Annotated in this window: 18 protein-coding genes and 2 riboswitches; of the genes, 4 read left to right on the top strand and 14 right to left on the bottom strand. The window is 37.7% G+C overall.

Annotation, left to right across the window (positions count from 1 at the left end):
• Positions 1-5: 5 nt before the first annotated feature.
• Both metH and QRE67_RS19890 read right to left on the bottom strand, forming a co-directional pair.
• Positions 6-3,404 (bottom strand): methionine synthase, encoded by a 3,399-nt coding sequence (metH, locus tag QRE67_RS19885; RefSeq protein ID WP_286121935.1) that lies wholly within the window; start codon positions 3,402-3,404, stop codon positions 6-8.
• Positions 3,401-5,236, bottom strand: coding sequence for a bifunctional homocysteine S-methyltransferase/methylenetetrahydrofolate reductase (locus tag QRE67_RS19890; protein ID WP_286121936.1), 1,836 nt, complete (start codon positions 5,234-5,236; stop codon positions 3,401-3,403). Before QRE67_RS19890 ends, metH begins: the two co-directional genes overlap by 4 nt.
• 70 nt (positions 5,237-5,306) lie before the next feature.
• A riboswitch (SAM riboswitch) is annotated at positions 5,307-5,418 on the bottom strand.
• A 203-nt stretch (positions 5,419-5,621) separates the two neighbouring features.
• Positions 5,622-5,734, top strand: a riboswitch (SAM riboswitch).
• Positions 5,735-5,938: 204 nt separating this feature from the next.
• On the opposite strand from QRE67_RS19890, the gene QRE67_RS19895 reads away from it, so the two are divergent.
• Positions 5,939-7,051, top strand: coding sequence for a methionine biosynthesis PLP-dependent protein (locus QRE67_RS19895; RefSeq protein WP_286121937.1), 1,113 nt, complete (start codon positions 5,939-5,941; stop codon positions 7,049-7,051).
• Positions 7,048-8,211 carry a cystathionine beta-lyase gene (gene metC / locus QRE67_RS19900; RefSeq protein ID WP_286121938.1) on the top strand — a complete coding sequence of 388 codons (1,164 nt, stop codon included), beginning with the start codon at positions 7,048-7,050 and terminating at the stop codon, positions 8,209-8,211. Before QRE67_RS19895 ends, metC begins: the two co-directional genes overlap by 4 nt.
• A 72-nt stretch (positions 8,212-8,283) precedes the next feature.
• On the opposite strand, the gene QRE67_RS19905 is transcribed toward metC, so the two are convergent.
• Positions 8,284-9,129 carry an MBL fold metallo-hydrolase gene (locus QRE67_RS19905; protein ID WP_286121939.1) on the bottom strand — a complete coding sequence of 282 codons (846 nt, stop codon included), beginning with the start codon at positions 9,127-9,129 and terminating at the stop codon, positions 8,284-8,286.
• A 347-nt stretch (positions 9,130-9,476) separates the two neighbouring features.
• Between QRE67_RS19905 and QRE67_RS19910 the strand changes: the two genes are divergently transcribed.
• Positions 9,477-9,767 carry an ArsR/SmtB family transcription factor gene (locus QRE67_RS19910; RefSeq protein WP_286121940.1) on the top strand — a complete coding sequence of 97 codons (291 nt, stop codon included), beginning with the start codon at positions 9,477-9,479 and terminating at the stop codon, positions 9,765-9,767.
• A gap of 152 nt (positions 9,768-9,919) precedes the next feature.
• Here the strand turns inward: QRE67_RS19910 and QRE67_RS19915 are convergent, their stop codons facing one another.
• Both QRE67_RS19915 and QRE67_RS19920 read right to left on the bottom strand, forming a co-directional pair.
• Positions 9,920-11,029, bottom strand: coding sequence for a class I SAM-dependent methyltransferase (locus QRE67_RS19915; RefSeq protein WP_286121941.1), 1,110 nt, complete (start codon positions 11,027-11,029; stop codon positions 9,920-9,922).
• A gap of 13 nt (positions 11,030-11,042) precedes the next feature.
• A complete protein-coding gene (locus QRE67_RS19920; RefSeq protein ID WP_286121942.1) occupies positions 11,043-11,672 on the bottom strand; it encodes an MBL fold metallo-hydrolase in 630 nt (209 codons plus the stop codon).
• 168 nt (positions 11,673-11,840) lie between these two features.
• Here QRE67_RS19920 and QRE67_RS19925 point away from each other — a divergent pair, with 168 nt between their 5' ends.
• Positions 11,841-12,014, top strand: coding sequence for a DUF2759 domain-containing protein (locus QRE67_RS19925; protein ID WP_286121943.1), 174 nt, complete (start codon positions 11,841-11,843; stop codon positions 12,012-12,014).
• Positions 12,015-12,188: 174 nt separating this feature from the next.
• Here QRE67_RS19925 and glcK read toward each other — a convergent pair whose 3' ends face one another.
• The 9 genes from glcK to pstC form a co-directional block, all read right to left on the bottom strand.
• Positions 12,189-13,166 carry a glucokinase gene (gene glcK / locus QRE67_RS19930; RefSeq protein ID WP_286121944.1) on the bottom strand — a complete coding sequence of 326 codons (978 nt, stop codon included), beginning with the start codon at positions 13,164-13,166 and terminating at the stop codon, positions 12,189-12,191.
• A 19-nt stretch (positions 13,167-13,185) separates the two neighbouring features.
• Complete coding sequence (locus tag QRE67_RS19935; RefSeq protein WP_286121945.1) at positions 13,186-13,386, bottom strand: YqgQ family protein; 201 nt, start codon at positions 13,384-13,386, stop codon at positions 13,186-13,188.
• Positions 13,387-13,496: 110 nt separating this feature from the next.
• Complete coding sequence (locus QRE67_RS19940; protein ID WP_286121946.1) at positions 13,497-14,066, bottom strand: 5-formyltetrahydrofolate cyclo-ligase; 570 nt, start codon at positions 14,064-14,066, stop codon at positions 13,497-13,499.
• 201 nt (positions 14,067-14,267) lie between these two features.
• Positions 14,268-14,417: a 50S ribosomal protein L33 gene (gene rpmG / locus QRE67_RS19945; protein ID WP_001265618.1), complete on the bottom strand. Its 150-nt coding sequence runs from the start codon at positions 14,415-14,417 to the stop codon at positions 14,268-14,270.
• Between the two features lie 70 nt (positions 14,418-14,487).
• A complete protein-coding gene (locus QRE67_RS19950) occupies positions 14,488-16,842 on the bottom strand; it encodes a sugar phosphate nucleotidyltransferase (protein ID WP_286121947.1) in 2,355 nt (784 codons plus the stop codon).
• Positions 16,843-17,324: 482 nt separating this feature from the next.
• Positions 17,325-17,981: a phosphate signaling complex protein PhoU gene (gene phoU / locus QRE67_RS19955; RefSeq protein ID WP_286121948.1), complete on the bottom strand. Its 657-nt coding sequence runs from the start codon at positions 17,979-17,981 to the stop codon at positions 17,325-17,327.
• Between the two features lie 87 nt (positions 17,982-18,068).
• Entirely contained in the window at positions 18,069-18,884 is an 816-nt protein-coding gene (pstB, locus tag QRE67_RS19960) for a phosphate ABC transporter ATP-binding protein (RefSeq protein ID WP_286121949.1), read from the bottom strand.
• Positions 18,885-18,913: 29 nt separating this feature from the next.
• Positions 18,914-19,780 (bottom strand): phosphate ABC transporter permease PstA, encoded by an 867-nt coding sequence (pstA, locus tag QRE67_RS19965; RefSeq protein ID WP_286121950.1) that lies wholly within the window; start codon positions 19,778-19,780, stop codon positions 18,914-18,916.
• A gap of 1 nt (position 19,781) precedes the next feature.
• Positions 19,782-20,732, bottom strand: a complete 951-nt coding sequence (gene pstC, locus QRE67_RS19970; protein WP_286121951.1) for a phosphate ABC transporter permease subunit PstC — start codon at positions 20,730-20,732, stop codon at positions 19,782-19,784.
• Positions 20,733-20,741: the final 9 nt, after the last annotated feature.

Below are 20,741 nucleotides of genomic sequence, written 5' to 3' on the forward strand. Positions count from 1 at the left end.
CTACACTATAGTACACTAAAATATCGTGCTTCGGGGTGAGCAAATACCATCGCCGTTACGGATGCTTCAGGCTCCATCATAAATCCTTCTGTTAAGGTAATTCCAATCTCTTCTGGAAGAATTAAACGAAATAGTTTTTCCTGATTAGCAAGCTCTGGACAGGCAGGATAGCCGAAAGAAACACGAATCCCCTGATATTTTGTACGAAATCGTTCATCCATCGTCATCGACGGTGAATCTGGAATTCCCCACCGATCGCGAATTAACATATGTGTTTTTTCTGCTAGTCCTTCTGCTAATTCCAGGGCTAATGATTGAATCGCATGACTGCGTAAGTAATCTCCTTTCTCTTTCCACTCTTCAGCAATGTCACGAACTCCTTGTCCAACTGTGACAGATAAGAATGCGACATAATCCATTTCGTCTCCAACTGGACGCAAGTAATCTCCTAATGTACGGTACGGTGCTTTTCCTTGTCTTGGGAAAGTAAAGTGCTCCAGTACACGAGTATGATCTTCCGGGTCATAAATGATAATATTTTGTCCATCACTTTGTGCAGGAAAGAATTGATATACCGCTCTTGGACGAAGCCAAGATTGACCTTCTTGTAATAATTCATCAATTAAATTATTTAATTCGTTCGCTCGTTTATCGCCTTCTTGTAACAATTTTTTTACACTTCCTTTTAAACCAAGGTGGTGTCCAATTAACATTTGTCGGTTTAAAAATGGCGCAAGATGCGAGACCGGAATATCACGAAGTACGACTCTTTTTGTTGAGTCTGGTACCATCACTTGCGCCGGCGGCAGTTTTTCAATCACAGCTGGTATTTCGATCTTTTTCTCCACTGGTTTCACAACATGAAGGTGACGTTCTTTTTTATCCTGCTTCATTTTTTCTCGTTCATCTTCTTTTTGTAATCGATTCATAAGATCCAATCCCGTCATTGCATCGCTCGCATATAACACGAGACCATTGTAGGAAGGAGAAATACGATTATCTGTAAACTTTCTCGTCAATGCTGCACCACCTACTACAATGGGAATATCAATATCCGCAGCCTTTAAATCTTCAGCAGTTGTTACCATCTGTTGCGCTGATTTTACCAGTAAGCCCGACAGTCCGATAATATCTGGTTTCTTTTCTTTTACCTCTTGAACAATGCGATCAGAACGAACATTAATGCCTAAGTTCACAATATCATAGCCATTATTAGATAAAATAATTTCCACGAGATTTTTACCAATATCATGCACATCACCTTTGACAGTCGCTAGCAATACCGTTCCCTTTTTTGCGCTGTCACTCGATTCCATATAAGGCTCCAAATATCCCACAGCTGCCTTCATGCTTTCCGCACTTTGCAATACTTCGGCAACAATTAGCTCATTGTTATTAAACAAACGACCTACTTCATCCATCCCAGTCATAAGTGGTCCATTAATAATATCGAGCGGCTTTCTCCCTTCAGTAAGAGCAAGCTGTAAGTCTTCGTGTAACCCTTGCTTCGTTCCTTCTATAATATAATTTGCTAGTCGTTCATCAAGCGTTAGTTTCTCCTGTACAACGGTTTCTTTCTTCTTCGTATTGCGGTAAAAGTTTGTAAATTCTTCTAATGTTTCTTTCGTTGTTTCAAATAATAAGGCATCTGCCATTCCTTTTTCTTTTTCTGAAATCGAAGCATATCGCTCTAATTTTTCTGTATTCACAATAGCATAATCTAATCCAGCTTTTGTCGCATGATATAAAAAGACAGAGTTTAACACTTCACGGCCCGCTGGTGGCAAACCGAACGATATATTACTTACACCTAAAATGGTTAAACACTCGGGCAATGCTTCTTTAATGAGGCGAATCCCTTCAATTGTCGCTGCCGCTGAACCGATATATTCTTCATCACCCGTTCCCACTGGAAAAACGAGGGCATCAAAAATAATATCTGATGGACGTATACCATATTTCGTCGTTAACAATTCGTAGCTTCGTTTTGCAATTTCCAATTTTCTGTCTGCACTTACTGCCATTCCTTCTTCATCAATTGTTCCAACTACAATAGCAGCACCGTATTTTCGAATAAGTGGTGTAACCTTCTCAAAGCGCTCTTCTCCATCTTCTAAATTAATAGAGTTAATGACACCCTTACCTTGTATATATGTAAGTGCTTTCTCCATTACATTTTCATCTGTTGAATCTATCATAATTGGAACCTTTAATACTTTCGTTACCTCTGCCAAAAAGTTTTCCATATCTTCTATTTCATCACGATCTGGATCAGCCATACAAATATCAATAATATGAGCATTTTTCTTCACTTGTGTTCTCGCTATTTCAGCCGCTTCTTCAAATTTCCCTTCTGCAATTAATCGTTTAAACTTTCTTGACCCAATAACATTTGTTCTTTCGCCAACGAATAGTGGCCGCATGGAATCATCATATTGCATTGCTTCAAGGCCACTAATCCCATGGCCTTTTCGCACATGATTCACGCGTGGCTGTAATGTTGCAAGTGAAGTTTTGATCGCTCGTATATGATCCGGCGTTGTTCCACAACACCCGCCGACAATATTTACCCAACCTTCTTCTGCAAATAATTTCACTTTTTCGGCAAGTGATTTTGGCGATTCATGATAATGTCCATCTTCATCTGGAAGACCTGCATTTGGATAACATGAAATGTGACACTCCGATAATTCAGAAAGAGAACGAATATGCTCTCGCATAAACTCTGGACCAGTTGCACAGTTCAAACCGACAGATAGTGGCTTCATATGCTCAATTGATAAATAAAATGCCTCAATCGTTTGACCTGCTAAAGTCGTTCCCATCGGTTCAATTGTTCCCGAAATCATAAGCAGCACCGTTTGTTTTGTTTCCGCAAAGGCTTGCTGGATTCCTAAACAAGCAGCCTTCACATTTCGCATATCTTGACTCGTTTCCACAAGCAATACATCCACGCCGCCTCGCAATAACCCTCGCGCTTGTCTCTTATATGCTTCGATTAGCCCATCAAATGTCACCCCACCTGTCACACTAATCGCTTTCGTTGTTGGCCCCATTGCACCGGCGACATATACTTCCTTACTGCTCTCTATCACCGCTTGTTTTGCTAGCAGCGCTGCTATCTCATTCAATTCTTCATCTAAATGAGATAACTCATAGTCGCTTAATACAATATTGGTCGCTCCAAATGTATTTGTCTCAATGATATCCGCACCGGCTTCTATGTATTCTTTATGAATTTGTAAAATGACATCCGGGCGCGTTTTCACTAAATATTCATTACATCCCTCATATTCTTCTCCTCCGAAGTCTTCCGCTACCAAATCTGCTTGCTGAATCATCGTTCCCATCGCACCATCTAAAATTAAAATTTCCTGTTGTAATCTCTCTTGTATTGGTCTCATAGATTTATTCCTTCTTTCGCTTTTTGCTTCTCTCTTACATACCCAGTAAGCTGCTCTGTAATTTCGTATTTTAAAAATGGTGTAATGAGGTAAATCCCGTTAAAGAATTCCATAGCAGCATCGATTAACTCTTGTGAAATACGGATTCCTTCTTCAATTGCCGCCTGCGATGTTTCATGACCCTCCATTCTTGTTCTGATTTCTTCTGGGAGCGTGATTCCGGGAACTTCAAAATGTAAAAAATCGGCATTCCGTTTACTTACTAGTGGCATAATCCCAATAAAAATTGGTTGTTCTAAATGTTTTGTAGCTTCATATACTTCCTCAATTAATGCTGCATCGTAAATTGGCTGTGTCAAAAAATACTCTGCTCCCGCTGCAATTTTTCTCTCCATTCGCTTTACAGCGGCTTTCAAATGTCTCACATTTGGATTAAAAGCTCCTCCAACTGAGAATCGTGTAGCGGGACCAATCGACTTCCCTAAAATAGAACGTCCGTCATTCATTTCTTTAATCATTTTGGTCAATTCAATGGAAGACAAATCATATACTGAAGTCGCTCCAGGGAAATCACCGACGCGTGCTGGATCACCTGTTAAAGCCAACACTTCTTCCATACCTAATGCAGACAACCCAAGTAAATGAGACTGCAGACCAATTACATTATGATCCCGGCATGTTAAGTGCGTCAGCACGGGGATATTATGTTTCGTTAATAATGCGCCCATGGCCATATTAGAAATGCGCGGTGATGCTAAAGAATTATCCGCTAATGTAACAGCGTCTGCCCCAGCTCTTTTTAATGCTCTTGCTCCTTCAAAAAAGCGTTGTGTATCCAGTGTTTTTGGTGGATCTAATTCAACGATAACCGTCGTTTGTTTCTTCGCTTTCTCGGCAAGCGTAACATGATTACCAGCGCGTTTCGTTTGCGTATGAATCACTTGTGGCCGCTGGACAACCTGCTTTTCTGTAACGGGTATTACATTTTCAAGAGCACGTTTCATCCCCTGGATATGTGCGGGTGTTGTTCCACAACACCCTCCCAACAAACGGATACCTTGCTCAATAAACTTTGGTGTCATCTCTTCAAAATACGCTGGACTTCCTTCATATACATAACGCCCTTCTACATAGTTTGGAAGACCTGCATTTGGATAAGCTGACAAATAACCTTTTTTCGGAATCGATATCATTTTGAAAGCTTCCGTCATATGAAGCGGCCCTAATTGACAGTTTAGCCCAACAACATTTGCTCCGTGGTCTAGAAGCTGAGCTAACATTTTATTTACATCATTGCCGTTTTGTGTTGTACCAGCTTCATGAAGAGCAAGCTGTGCAATAATTGGAATGGTTGTTTGTTTCCGCAACACTTTAACAGCATGCAGCAATTCAAACTCATCATAAAATGTTTCTAATAACAGTCCATCAACCTCTCCCTCAAGCAAGGCACCCGCTTGCTCAAGTAGCATAAACTCACGTTCCATATCAGTCGTTGTAACCGCTCCAATATGCTTCATCCCACCAATTGTCCCTAAAATTGCATTTCTATCTGTCACTGCCGATTTTGCAAGTTTAACCGCTTCCTTATTAATTTTGACAACCTGGTTCTCCAAACCATACATGCGCAGTTTAGCTTCATTTGCACCATACGTATTTGTTTGAATGATATCCGCACCAGCAGCCACATATTGTTTGTGAATTGATATAATACGATCTGGATCAGAAAGATTTAACTCTTCAAAACTACTTTGCAAACCATGAGAATGTAACAATGTCCCGACTGCTCCATCACCGATAACAATTCCTTTTGACAATAAATCTAGTAATTTCACCTGTCTCCCTCTTTTCTATCAATATAAAAACCCCCTCTTCGCCTTGAAGAGGGGGACATCATTAATCCTCCTCTTATCATGCAAAACAAGTTGTTTTGCAGGTATTAGCACCGTTTCAAACATTCTGTTTGAAGGTTGCCGGGTTTCACAGGGCCTTTTCCCTCCACCGCTCTCAATAAGAGTTCGTCTTTATTATTTAATTATGTAACTAAAAGGAAATACGTGTACCTTTTAACAATCTTTGTTAATTTTCTCATAAATTTAGCATGAGAGAAAATAAAAGTCAATAATTATAGAGAGAAAATAAAAATTATTTAAAATAAAGTTGCAATTCTCATAACTTTTATTGTAAAGTTAAAAACATAATAAAATTTCATACAAAATATTCTTATCTAGAGAGGTAGAGGGACTGGCCCGTTGACACCTCAGCAACCATTAACGTGACCGTTAATAAGGTGCTAATTCCAGCAAATTGTGAAAAGATTTGACAGATAAGAAGAAGACTATATTCGCATAAAAGCCTTCTTCTTAGAAGGCTTTTTTTATTTTTTCCCCACTAACGGGCAGTAATATCCCACCTAAATCAAAGCAGTTAGGTGGCGGATAAACTGCTCGTTAAAGCCCGATTGATGAGGGCTAATCATCCATGAGGAATACAGCCCCACTGATGAAAGTCTAACTTTATATAAGGAGGAATTATACATGTCAACAATCGAAACAAAACTTGCCCAAATTGGAAACCGGAGTGAAAAAACAACTGGAACAGTTAATCCACCTGTTTACTTTTCAACCGCATATCGGCATGAAGGAATTGGAAAATCCACTGGCTTTGACTATTCAAGAACAGGAAATCCAACACGTCTTCTATTAGAGCATGCCATCACTGATTTAGAACAAGGTAAGCAGGGATATGCCTGTAGTTCTGGAATGGCAGCTGTTCTTCTCGTTCTTTCACTGTTCCGTTCTGGTGATGAGCTTATCGTATCAGAAGACTTATATGGAGGCACCTATCGTCTCTTTTCTGAACATGAAGACAAGTGGAATATTCGATGTAGATACGTAGATACACAATCTATCGAGCAGATAGAACGAGCAATCTCTTCTCAAACAAAAGCTATTTTTATAGAAACACCAACGAATCCGTTGATGCAAGTAACAGACATTGCTGCTGTTGCAGCTGTCGCAAAGCGACACGGTTTACTTCTAATCGTGGATAATACGTTTTATACGCCATATATACAACAGCCACTAACAGAAGGTGCTGATATTGTATTGCACAGTGCAACGAAATATTTAGGTGGTCACAATGATGTTTTAAGCGGACTCGTAATTGCGAAAGGCGAATCTTTATGTGAAGAACTTGCTCACTATCATAATGCTTCCGGTGCTGTTCTCAGTCCATTTGATTCTTGGCTACTCATTCGTGGCATGAAAACATTGGCACTTCGCATGAAACAACACGAGGAAAATGCGAAAAAACTCGTTTCTTATTTAAATAGTGAAGACGGTGTAACCGATGTTTTTTATCCAGGAAGAGGAGGTATGATTTCATTTCGCCTTCGCGATGAAAAGTGGATTGATCCATTCTTACAATCTTTATCCCTTATTACATTTGCAGAAAGTCTTGGCGGAGTCGAGAGCTTAATGACATATCCCGCGACGCAAACGCATGCTGATATACCAGAAGAAGTACGAACAGCACGTGGCGTGTGTAATCGCCTCCTTCGTTTTTCCGTCGGCATTGAAAATGGCGATGATTTAATTCGAGACTTACAACAAGCAATTAAACATGTAAAAGAAGGTGTGAGAATATGAGTTATTCACTAGATACACTCTTACTTCATAACCAATATAAACATGATTCACAAACAGGTGCTGTTAACGTTCCCATCTATAATACATCGACATTTCATCAATTTGATGCAGATACGTTTGGAAAATACGATTATAGTCGATCTGGTAATCCAACACGTGATGCGCTTGAAGACATCATTGCTTTATTAGAAGGTGGATCAAAAGGATTTGCCTTTTCATCTGGAATCGCAGCGATTTCTACGGCCTTTCTACTTCTATCACAAGGAGATCATGTTCTTATTTCAGAAGATGTATACGGAGGAACTTATCGCATTGTAACTGAGGTGCTCTCTCGCTATGGTGTTTCGCATACATTCGTTGACATGACAAATATAGAAGAAGTGGAACGCAAAATTCAACCAAATACAAAAGTACTTTATGTTGAAACACCATCAAATCCATTATTAAAGGTGACTGATGTTCGCGCTATTTGTGAGCTAGCAAAATCCGCTGGGGCACTTACCTTCGTTGACAATACATTTTTAACGCCACTATTCCAAAGACCGCTTGAACTCGGAGCAGATGTTGTACTCCATAGTGCAACAAAATTCATTGCTGGTCATAGTGATGTTACAGCCGGATTGGCCGTTGTAAAAGATGAAGAGCTTGCAAAAAAACTTGGTTTTTTACAAAATGCATTTGGCGCTATATTAGGCCCACAAGATTGTTCTCTTGTACTTCGCGGTCTCAAAACATTGCATGTTCGGCTTGAACACTCTGCAGAAAATGCCAGCAAAATCGCACATTATTTACAACAGCATCCGAAAATACAAACTGTATATTATCCTGGTTTAGCATCTCATCCAGGATACGAAACACAGCAAACCCAAGCAACATCTGCCGGTGCTGTTCTATCCTTTACGCTGCAGTCTGAAGATGCCTTGCGACAACTTTTATCCCAAATTAAGCTTCCTGTATTTGCTGTTAGTTTAGGAGCCGTTGAATCCATCCTCTCCTATCCTGCAAAAATGTCACATGCAGCACTATCACAAGAAGCCCGTGATGAACGAGGCATTTCTAATTCATTGCTTCGCTTATCAGTCGGTCTCGAAAATGTAAATGACTTAATTGCCGATTTTGAACATGCCCTTTCTTATATAGAAGAGCCTGTAAAAGCATAAAGCCATTCTAATTAAATTCATTTGAACATAAGGATAAAACGGTAAAAAGAACCTGAGTTTTCCAGGTTCTTTTTAGATTTCAATCTGCATCGTATCATATGCAAAAACAATATTGAGGCCTTCTTTTTGAAGATCCTCCGCTATCTCTTGTAACTCATCATGGCCAAGATTATCAACTTCCTCAATATGTGTAATAATCGTTTGTTTTGCTTGTAACTGTTTTGCAACCGCTAATGTATCTTCAAAAGTCGCCTCACGTATACTTTCAATAAAAGCACGATCTTGCAGGCGTTCTTTCGTTTTCCAATTAAATTCGACCATTCCCATTGGCAACACTGCCAAATCTAAATTTCCAATCAAATGTGTTGGGGGCTCCCATCTATATAATTCATCAGGTGCTATCAACACCTTTTTATCATCTTCTTCTAATAAAAATGCATACACATATTCTTCATATAGACGAAATGGTGTTACTTTTATCTTATTCTTTACGAAAGATTGTCCATCTTGTAGTACGTTCAGATCAATCCATCCCTGTTGTTGCATAAACTGTAAATGATCCCATGATCCTAAAAATTGTTTCATATCTACCGCTACTTGCTCTGGTATATAAACCGTTGTTCCCCATGTTCTATTTATTTCAAACGCCATTGTTTCCCAAATTCTTCTTCCCATCGTATGATCAGGATGCCAATGCGAATAAATACCTGCTTCTACTTTTTCAATATGTGAACGCTCTAATTGCAGGCGTATCTCTTCTGGTGTATCAATTAATAGACGGAGATCATGAACAAATACACTAGGGCCCATCCGGCTATAAGGAACACCTTTTTCCCGCGCTTCCTTACTTACTTTACTATAGCTACCTGGTCTTGGTATCGGTATTGCTCCGCCTGTTCCTAAAAACTCAATTTTCATGCTATCCCTTCTTTCTATCCAGATTTATATTCTATAAAATAATAACAAATCCCTTTTTCTTATTATTTAAAAAATTTTGTATATTAATTTGAAAGAACGAAAAAATCATGATAAAATCGTGATATAAGTGTAGCTATATCGTCTCACTTTCAAAACATATTTTTCCTTTTATTGAAAAAAACAGCTTGTTACAAAACCTACAAATTTATCTAATTTATTTACATCATGTTCTCTTTTCTTACAGTTTCTTTACTTTAGAGCATTTTTTCTGCAACAACTATTTTCTTTTCTTTAGATTTTTGGTATGTATAGTATGGTATAACAGCCACATGGAGGTGGAAAAGAACATGTTAGAAACCTTTCAAAAGGAATTAGAAGTATATGAAAGCAATGCAGAACTATTGAAAGTTCTTGCTCACCCTGTTCGCTTATGTATTGTAAAAGGATTAATTGAACGTGGTCCAAGCAACGTTTCTACAATGTACACTGGCTTAAACATGCCACAATCCACAATTTCACAACATTTAGCAAAATTAAAAAGTGCTAAAATTGTTTCAAGTGAAAGAAAAGGATTGGAAATTTACTACAAAGTAGAAAATGAAACAATTATTCAACTTGTTCGTGTATTACTAGGTTAGGGGTAACCAAACAAAAAAGGGGCGTATTCTATATTTTCTATCTCATATCTTTAATATAAATATATATCATGAGAGAAAATATACAATACTGTATATCCTAAAGTCGTATCAAAAAAACAAGACACAGCAAGTTTCTGTGTCTTGTTTTTTTACTATACATACAAATAACGATTCAAATTTAAATGTGGCATACCTTTTTTCTGCACAACAACATCAAAGGCGTCACTCATCCCACCTTGCAAAATCATGGAACGAATCGCTCGATTTTGTTTTTGTTTCTCAGAAAAAGGATCAAGGTCTTGATGATCCACTAGCTGTTCAAATATACCCGCTGCTAGTAAAAATTCTCTTTGCTTTGTATGCCATACTGTATGAAGGCCTCGCTCTTCTCCAATTTCTTTCAATTCATCCCAGTGAATATGTGTTGTTACATCTATCTCTCCTGGATATCGAAGTGGATTATGAACAAGCCTGTGCTTATAATATCCACGTAAGCTCCCCTGTCGGCGCGCAGGATGCATCCATTCTGCATTTGTATACCCATAATCAACCGTTATGAAAAGTCCTTCTGCGAGCCATTTTGTAATCCCTTGTATATAAAATCCCATAGCAACTGGCACTTCAAAGCGCTGCCCTTCATAGAGTTCTATATGATGCCTTTGTAAATAACACCGTATTGCTTCATCTTTAAGCGGTCGTAGCACTTCCGTAAGCTCGCCTTCATCATTATAAGTAACGCGCACTTCATACAAGTTGCTCTCTCGCTTCTCAATAACTTCAACAGGAAACGCATCAAACAATTCATTTGAAAAAACAATACCCGCAAAAGAATCCCCTAATTCCTCATAGGATGTATATTGTGAAACATGTTGAAATGAGGAAAGTTGACGTTTTTGTAGCTTTCTATGAAAGGGACTCACTTCAATAATGGAATAACGTAAGTTCGCAAACGTGTCCAGGGATAGTGCTTGCCATTCCTGTAAAACATCATAGGCAAATTTCCCTGTTCCTCCGCCAATTTCACAAAAGTGAGGAGGAACTTCCCCGTTTTCTACAAGCCGAATAAAAAAACGAGCGAACGTCTTCGCAAATACAGAAGAGACATTACTACTTGTAAAAAAATCCCCTTCTCTCCCGATCTTCTCACGTTCTTTCATATAATACCCGTGCTCAGCATCATATAATGCAAGGCTCATATATGTACAATATGAAATTGAGTAATCTATCTCTCTCTTCATCGCTCCTCTTAGAACGTGCTCCATCCCCCTGTGCTCCTTATTGTAAAAATGGATTATTTTCTTTTTCAAAACCAATATTTGTTTCTGGACCATGTCCACATAATACTGCGGTATCATCAGGTAATACAAATAATTTTTCTTCAATACTTCCAATTAATTCGGCAAAACTACCACCCGGTAAATCTGTACGACCAATGCTCATTTGGAATAATACATCTCCTGAAAATACGGCATTTGCCTCTTTACAATAATATGAGATACTTCCTGGAGAATGCCCTGGTGTCTCAAACATTTCAAATGTAAAAGATCCAATGGTTAACGTTCCTTCTTCATCAATCATATGGTCAGCTGGCTTTGCTGTAATACTACGATTCATCATAAAGATTTGTGAACCATTTACAGCACCATCTCCTAACCAATCCGCTTCTACTTTGTGCACATATACCGGAATTTGAAAGGCATCTCGCACTGCATCGACCGCACCAATATGATCAAAATGAGCATGTGTTAACAACACAGCTAGCGGCTTTAATTGTTCTTCTTTCAAATACGTTACAAGTTTCTCACCTTCACTACCTGGGTCGAAAATAATACATTCTTTTTTTTCATTGCTTAAAATATATGCATTTGTTTGTAATGGGCCTAATGGCATTTGTATCCACTTCATTTTTAAATCTCCTCCAGTTATTAAACTTACTTTTATGATACAACATTTCTTTCTCTTAGGAAAAGAAACGATGTTACCTCGACAATCATTTGTAAAACATGTACAATTAAAATGAAGAAATATTACAAAAACTCAAACGAAAGAATGAGAGAGCAGAGGGGGATATGTATGGGTCTAGTTATCATTTTTGCGTTAGTCACTCTGTTAGCTGTCTTCGCTACTCTTAGAACGTTACGTGAAAAAAATATGCTGGCAGGTGGCTTTTCTGTCGCAACCGTACTTGTTTTCGGGTGGTTTACAATCATGACTGTCCTCGGTAATGGCTACCCACCAACTCATTAATTCACTTACAGTTCTACTATCCATCATGATTTTTCGCATAAAAAAAGGAAGGGTTCTCCCTTCCTTTTCTCATTATCCCGCTATTCGCGAGCAGTAATACCCCCACCTTAAAGTTCAGCAGACAGCAAAGAAGTTAGGTAGGGGATAAAGCCCCCTACTGAGTAAAATTTCACTTTATTTTGCTTCATACATATGTTTCTTTACAAGCCAAGCTCCACCGATCACACCTGCATCGTTACCAAGTGTTGCAATTGCTAACTTCGTGCTCTTAACAGCACGTGAGAATGCATATTGCTCAAAATAACGTTGAATTGGTTGTAGTAATGCATCGCCTGCTTTCGATACGCCACCACCAATTACAATCTTTTCTGGGTTTAACGTACTAGAAAGGTTAGCTACTGCTAGTCCTAAATAAGAAGCTACTTTTTCAACAACTTGAGTTGCTAATGCATCACCTTGTCCAAGCGCTTCAAAAACATCTTTAGATGTGATACGTCCCTCTTCTTCTAGCATAGAGCGAAGTACACTTTCTTCTTCTGTCTCCTTTAATTTTTGCATGGCAACCCGTACGATACCTGTTGCGGAAGATACCGTTTCTAAGCATCCAGATTTGCCGCAGTTACAAGGAAATGCATTTTCTGTCACCACTGTAATATGCCCGATTTCACCAGCAGCACCGCTTATGCCGTGTACAATTTCACCATTTGCAATTACACCGCCGCCAACACCTGTTCCAAGTGTCATACAAACAAGGTCTTTCGCTCCTTCGCCAGCACCTTTCCACATTTCACCAAGCGCTGCAAGGTTTGCATCATTATCAACAACAACAGGTAAACCTGTTTCTACTTCTAATAAGTCTTTTAACGGATAGTTTTTCCACCCTAAGTTAACCGCTTCATAAATTGTTCCAGAAGCTACATGCACAGGACCAGGAGCACCCATACCAATACCAATTAGCTTGCTTTTTAATTCTCTTAGTTCTTCTAACTTTTTATCAATTGCCTTCGCCACATCTAATGTAATATGTTTCCCTTGCTCACTTGTATTTGTTGGAATTTCCCACTTATGTAAAATTTCACCGTATACATTAATAAATGCTAATTTAATCGTTGTCCCACCGAGATCAACACCAACTAACCATTTCTCTTCCATTTCGTTAACCTACCTTTATCTATTTCTTGTTCGTCTCTTTTTGAATCTCTTGCTTCAATAAAAATAAGGCTGTTTGATAGTCTTTTGGCTCGATCAGCTGTGATTGATTTAATTCACGAAGTTCATCTTGCATCAATTGTAAATCTGCAATTCGATCCCCTGTATAAATGATCGTCCCAAATTTTTTTAGTAATTGCTGAATATCATAAATAGATATCATGTCATCACCCTCTATATCCACTTATTATAGAAATATAATAAGAAAACGTTCACATATTTTATTATAATCAACAAGAAAAAGCCTCGTCAATTTTTATTTGTCTACACAAGTCAAAATTGAACAATTGTTTCTTTTTCTGTAATAATTTTTTGTACAACTTGATCAAATGGTTCCATTGGAATATTTTCGACAATTTGAAATTCGAAAGCCAATGATAACGTTTTCCCTTTATAGTTTACAAGGTAACGATCATAATAGCCTCCACCGTATCCAATACGATCTCCTCGTCTTGTATAAGCAACCCCAGGCACAAAAAGAAGATCGATCTCTTGCGCTTCCACTTCTTTTGTTATAGAAGGTATCGGTTCGCGTAAATTCATATATACTGTTTCTAACTGTTCAAAGTCTGTAATCTGATGAAAGGTCATCGTTCTTGTCTTTCGATTGCACTTTGGGACAACAACCTTTTTCCCTTCTCGCCATGCCTTTTCAATCATTTCGTATGTATTCACTTCGTGTTCCATTGAAAGAGTAATCCCAATTGTTTTTGCTTCCATCCATTCTTTTTGTTCATATAAAGAAGCCACAATTTGTTCTGATAAAGTTTTGTACTGTTCTTTCGGTAAAGAATTCATTTGTTTTAATATTTGTTTACGTAATCGTATTTTCTCCTCTTTCACACGATCCTCCCCCTATAAAGTGAAACTTTTATCAGTGAAGGTTTTCTTCATTCCTCACTGAGAATTAGCCCTCACCAATCAGGCTCTTATAGACAGTTTATCCCCCACCTAATTTTTTTGGTTTCTCATCAATTTTAGGTAGGGAATTACTGCCCGTTAGTGCAAGATAAAAAAGAAACAGTAGGAAAATATTCCTACTGCTTACTTTGTTTCACGGTGTAACGTAGACTTCTTGTCACGCTTGCAATACTTTTTAAGCTCAAGACGCTCAGTGTTGTTACGTTTATTTTTCTTTGAGATATAGTTACGATCTCCGCATTCTGTACATGCTAGAGTAATATTTACACGCATTCTTATTTCCCTCCAGTCACTAATAACTTAAATCAGACTATACCATAATACCACTTTTAAAATAAAATTTCTACACCTTTTGATATTGTCTAATTTTTTCTATAAGAGTTTTCATATTTTCCTTTGCTATTACTGGGTTTCTCGCATGAGAATATACAAGAAATTTAGGTTGTTTTGTATCAGAAACTATATACGACCACTCTTTTTCTGTATATTTGAACTGTATTCCTTCTAATATTTCCACCTCTTTTTTTTCCGTATCTTGTAACAACATTCCCATTACTTTCCCTTTTTCTTTCCACGTACACACAACTTCATCACATAATAAATATAGTGGCGAAGATTGCTCTAACATAACGGATACAGTTTTCCCTTGCCTTGCAATCAATTCAAATAATTTTCCGATGCGATATAAAATATCTTGCTGCCACCTCATCTGAGACTCATTTTTCTCATTATGCATATAAAAAAGAAGATAACACTCTTCTAGTTTTAGTGATAATGGATATACACATTCGGCTGTCTCAAGTAATAAATCCGGTACATCTATTTCTTCACAATTTGTATTCCGGTAAATTTTACCTTGATTATCATATAATTCAAACGTGCTTCCTTGTTCGTAAACCATAAGGGCCATATGAGCTCTGCTAGACTTCATTAGTAATTTAATGTGGTCTTTTTGTCCATCCGCATAAATCCACGTTATCGTGCAACCAAGTTTCTGCAAGAAAGATAACAGTAACGGTTGAAACATTTCATCCCGTTTATTAACGAGTAAGTGAAACTGTTGCTTTTGTATGCTAGCAATATTTAAATAAGAAGCTACTTTTTCAACATACTTTTCTAAACAGACATGCACCACTTCATTTCGTCCCATTTCTTTATTGTATACGTAATGAAATGACTCTGACATATACAAGTGCTCGATTTCTTTTTGCTGTTTATGCGATAACCTCGTCCCTTGCTTCCCATACAACTCTATCACAATTCCTTCCTCTTGCTCTTGACGAACAAAAACTCCTCCTGAACATCCCAATTCGCTAATCGTATATCGAAAGGCCGAGTCGTTCATTTCTTGACACTCCATCGTATACACGCCGACACTATGAATCGCATGTAAAAATAATTTTTTATAAGCATCTGTTGCTACATCCGTTTGACTCCCAACCAGTATACGTTCACCTTTTGAAAAAAGAGAACCATATGCCATTGCTACTTTCACAACGACTTGAGGTGTAATCTCTATATTACTCCTGCCTACTACACGACTTTTTTGTAACCAACCCGATGTATTCTCACGTTCAGTAATCCCAGATGAAGCAATAATAGAATGACTATCAATGACTTTATAGGGCCATACCTTTCCATTTTGTTTTATCACTGTATTTTTTCCAATCCGGCAACGATCCGCTACAACACTTTTTTCAAATAAAGTAACGTCTTCTTCAATAACTGCACTTTCTCCAACAGTCGTTTCCAACAACTCACAGCGTTTTCCTACATACGTATGCGAAAGTACAATACTTTTTTTAAGGTGCGTGTAATCTGCTATAATACTTTGCTTACCAATGATAGAATAAGGTTCAATAATAACACCCGTTCCAATCGTTGCTCTTTCTCCAATAAAAGCAGGTCCGTGAATTTTCGTTCCCTTTTCAATCGTTACCTCTTCGCCCATCCACACCATTGGTAGCACTTCGGTATAAGAAATCGGCACTTGTACTTTCTTCGTAAGTAAATCAAATTGTGCTTGTCGATATTGATCAAACGTACCGATGTCTAACCAATATCCTTGTGCTACATATCCAAACATCGCTTTTTTATTTTCTAATAAAGGAAATACATGATGACTAAAATCAAAAAATTGGTCCGGTGGAATGTAAGAAAAAATTTCGGGGTTCATAATATAAATTCCAGTATTTACAACATTTGAAATCACTTCGTTCCAACTTGGCTTTTCAATGTATCGTACAATTTCATGTTGCTCGTTCATAACAACTAAACCAAATGAAAGTGGATTTGGTACTTCCTTGACAAACATTGTAACCATTCGATTACTAGATTGATGAAATTCAATTCCTTCTAATAAATCAAAATCAGTTAATGCATCTCCGCTAATGATAACAAAAGGTTCATCTAAAAACTCCTCAGCTTGTTTGATACTTCCTGCCGTACCAAGCGGTGGAGAATCTTCAAAGTAATGTAACTTTACTCCCCATTTACTACCATCACCAAAATAATGTTGAATAGCGGTACTCATATACTGAACAGTAATCGCGATTTCTGTAATACCATGACATTTTAATAATTCAATGCTATATTCCATTACCGGCTTTTCGATTAACGGTAACATTGGCTTTGGAAGATTACATGTTAATGGTCTTAGGCGCCTTCCTTTTCCTCCTGCTAAAATAACCCCCTTCATATACATTCATCCTCCACTTTTATAATGTTGAACGACTTTGTATAACATATGTATGTCACTTATGAAGAAATTAACTCTTTCGTTTTATTCTGTTGCATCCTTAAAAAAAAGTAAACGCTTTCTTTTTTCTTCATCTTCCTCTTACAAAGTGAAACTTTGATCAAGTGGGGATTTTCTTCATCCCCACTGATCATTAGCCCTCACCAATCGGGCTTTTACGAGCAGTTTATTCCCCACCTAGCTTCTTTGCTTCTTGCAGAACTTTGAGGTGGGGATATTACTGCACGTTAATACGGGATAAATAACATATATTTAGTTGCTGTACTCATAAAAATCCGATTCCTTAAGCTAACAATCACCTTGCTATATCACACATTATCATACATCTTATCATCATAGATAGCAGGAGACAACGAGCTTTTTTTGTCATGTTTTGACTAAAAAAAGCAGGTGATAGAGCATCACCCGCTAGAAACCTCCTATTATTCATTTAACAGATAATGTTTCCCTTTCACCAAATAGAAAACATTTTCAGCAATATTTGTAGTATGATCTGCTACTCGTTCCATGTAACGCGCAATAAAAGATAGCTGTGTAATTTGTGTAATCGCTTCAGGATGCTGCGGAATGGAAGATATAAATTCACGAATCGCTTTCCCGTATATTTCATCAACGAAATCATCCATTTCCGCAATTTTTTTAGCGTATGTTAAATTCTCTTCTTGATACGCTTTCAATGCCAAATCTAACATATCCGTTGCAATCGTATACATCTCTTCTATACTATGCAGGCTCACAGATACATCTTTTTCTCCAAGTCGAATGGTTGATTTTGCAATATTTACCGCATGATCTGCAATTCGCTCTATATCCGTTGCTGTTTTAATCGAAATAAAAATTCTTCGTAAATCACTTGCAACAGGTTGCTGCTTTGTAATTAACATAAGTGCAAGATCATTAATCTCCTCTTCCAAATTATCCATACGATAGTCACCATCAATTACTTCAAGTGCTTTTTCTACATCTCTTGTACGAAGTCCTTCCATCGCAATAGAAAGTGCTTCTCTTGCTAATTCACCAAGTTCAATAACCTTTTGTTGCAATGTTTGTAAGTCGTAATGAAATTGTTCACGTACCACGTTATTTCCCCCTTTAACTGTTAAAAGTAATAAATGCCCCTTAATAATAAGAGGGGCATTTTCTCTCATATCATAGAAAGGACCGTATTAACCGAATCGTCCTGTAATGTAATCTTCTGTTCGTTTATCTGTTGGAGTTGTAAATAATTTATTCGTATCTGTATATTCAACAACCTCACCACTTAAGAAGAAAGCTGTTTTATCAGAAATACGTGCCGCTTGTTGCATATTATGCGTTACAATTACAATACTAAAATCTTTCTTTAACTCTTGGATCAATTCTTCAACCTTTGATGTAGAAATTGGATCTAACGCTGATGTCGGTTCATCCATTAAAATTACATCTGGTTCAATCGCTAAACAACGTGCAATACATAAGCGTTGTTGTTGTCCACCAGACAAGCCATATGCATTATCATGTAATCGATCTTTTAATTCATCCCAAATCGCCGCACCACGTAAACTTTTTTCAACAATTTCATCAAGTGTTTTTTTATCACGAACACCATGAATTTTTGGCCCATATGCAACATTTTCATAGATGGATTTTGGAAATGGATTTGGTTTTTGGAATACCATTCCAACATGCGTACGTAGTTCTTCAACAGGATATGATTTTTCAAAAATATTTCGATCTCGATACTCAATTACTCCAGTTGTTCGAACAATCGGCACTAACTCTACCATACGATTTAATGTTTTTAAATACGTTGATTTCCCACAACCACTTGGTCCAATAATTGCCGTTACTTCATTCTCATGAATACTTAAGTTCACATCTTTTAATGCATGATCTTCCCCATACCATAAGTTTAAATTTTTTGTATCAAATACAACCTTCTTCGTTGCTGGTGTAACTTTCTCTTCATTTTTCACCTGTACATTTACTACCGTTGCTACCATTTTGAATTCCCCTTTCATCCACTTCCTGCTTACTTACGATTTCGTAACCATATGGCAACTGCATTCATGAAGAGCAACAATATTAATAAAACAATCATACCTGCTGCTGCTACGTGCTGAAATTCCTCTTGTGGTCTACTCATCCAATTAAAAATTTGAATTGGTAAAACAGTAAATCTATCAAACATATTAAGTGGGATATAATTTGCAAAAGCAAGTGCCCCAATAACAAGAAGCGGTGCAGCTTCTCCAATCGCCCTCGATAATGCCAAAATACAGCCCGTTAAAATCCCCGGCAAAGCGGTTGGCAACACAATACGATACATCGTTTGCCATTTCGTTGCCCCTACTCCATACGAAGCCTCTAACAAGGAATGTGGCACCATACGAATTGCCTCTTGTCCCGCCACCACAACAGTCGGTGACACGAGCAGGCTCATTGTGAGCGCTGCTGCTAATATACTCTCACCTAACTGAAAACCATATACAAAAATGGTTAAACCAAGCAATCCAAACACAACAGATGGCACACCAGCCAGTGTTTGAATATTTAATTGTATGATCCTTGTCGATACAGATTGCCTCGCATAATGCTCCAAATAAAGAGCTGTTCCTACACCAAATAAAAAAGAAACCGGTATAACAATACTCATAAATAAAATTGTTCCTGCCAATGCAGCTGCAATACCAGATTGCTTCGGATTACGTGAAGCAAAGTTCATCAAAAATTCCAATGAAAGGTAACCCATACCCTTCTCAAAAATTTGATAAAGCAACAAGATCAATATGCAAATCGAAAACAACATTGTCATATAAAAAAGCGACTTATACATTCGATCTTTCCAAAAACGAGCTACCATATTTTCTTTTATTCTCTTATGATTTAACATTCCCATCTTATATCGTCCCCTTAAAGCGACGCATAATCTGCTGTGAAATCATATTCATAATTAGTGTAAACATAAGTAACGTCGCTCCTACAGCATACATGCTATAGTATGTGATCGTTCCATGAGGTGCATCTCCTAAACTCACTTGTACAATGTAAGCTGTTAACGTTTGAATGGAATGCGTCGGATCAAGCGATACATTCGGCGTTGAACCACCTGCAATCACAACGATCATCGTTTCTCCAATTGCACGTGAAGCTGCTAATACGATAGCTGCCATAATGCCAGTGAAAGCAGTTGGAAATATAACCTGTCGCATCGTTTCAAAACGAGTCGCTCCTAAAGCAAGTGAACCTTCTCTTATCCCGCTTGGCACAGCCCTCATCGCATCTTCTGAAAGAGAAGCGATCGTTGGCACCATCATAAACCCAACGACGATACCGGGACTAATCGCATTGAAAAACTGTAAGTCTGGAATAATAAGCTGTAAGCTAGGTGTTACAACCGTTAAAGCAAAAAAACCATATACAATTGTAGGAATGCCCGCTAATAGTTCCAACAATGACTTTAGTACTTTTCTTACAAAGCTTGAAGCATACTCATTTAAGAATATGGCACACCCCAATCCAATTGGAATCGCAACAACCATAGCAATGGTTGTTACAAGTACCGTTCCACATATGAGTGGTAACACACCAAACTTTGGATCTTCAAAAAAAGGTAACCATTCTTTCTCTGTGAAAAAAGAATAGATCGGTATTTCACGAAAAAACATGACTGTTTCATTCGCTAACGTAACAATAATTCCAATTGTTGTAACGATAGATACGCTAGCAATGATCTTTAATAGGAACGGAACCATTTGATTGATTCGCTGCGCTTTTTTTCTTTTGATTGTATTTCTTTCAATCAAATGTTGAACAGAAATTGTAATCTGACTCTTGTCATTACGAGCCAAAGATGAAAA

Origin of the sequence: Bacillus sp. DX3.1 (assembly GCF_030292155.1) — a bacterium.
Taxonomy (GTDB): domain Bacteria; phylum Bacillota; class Bacilli; order Bacillales; family Bacillaceae_G; genus Bacillus_A.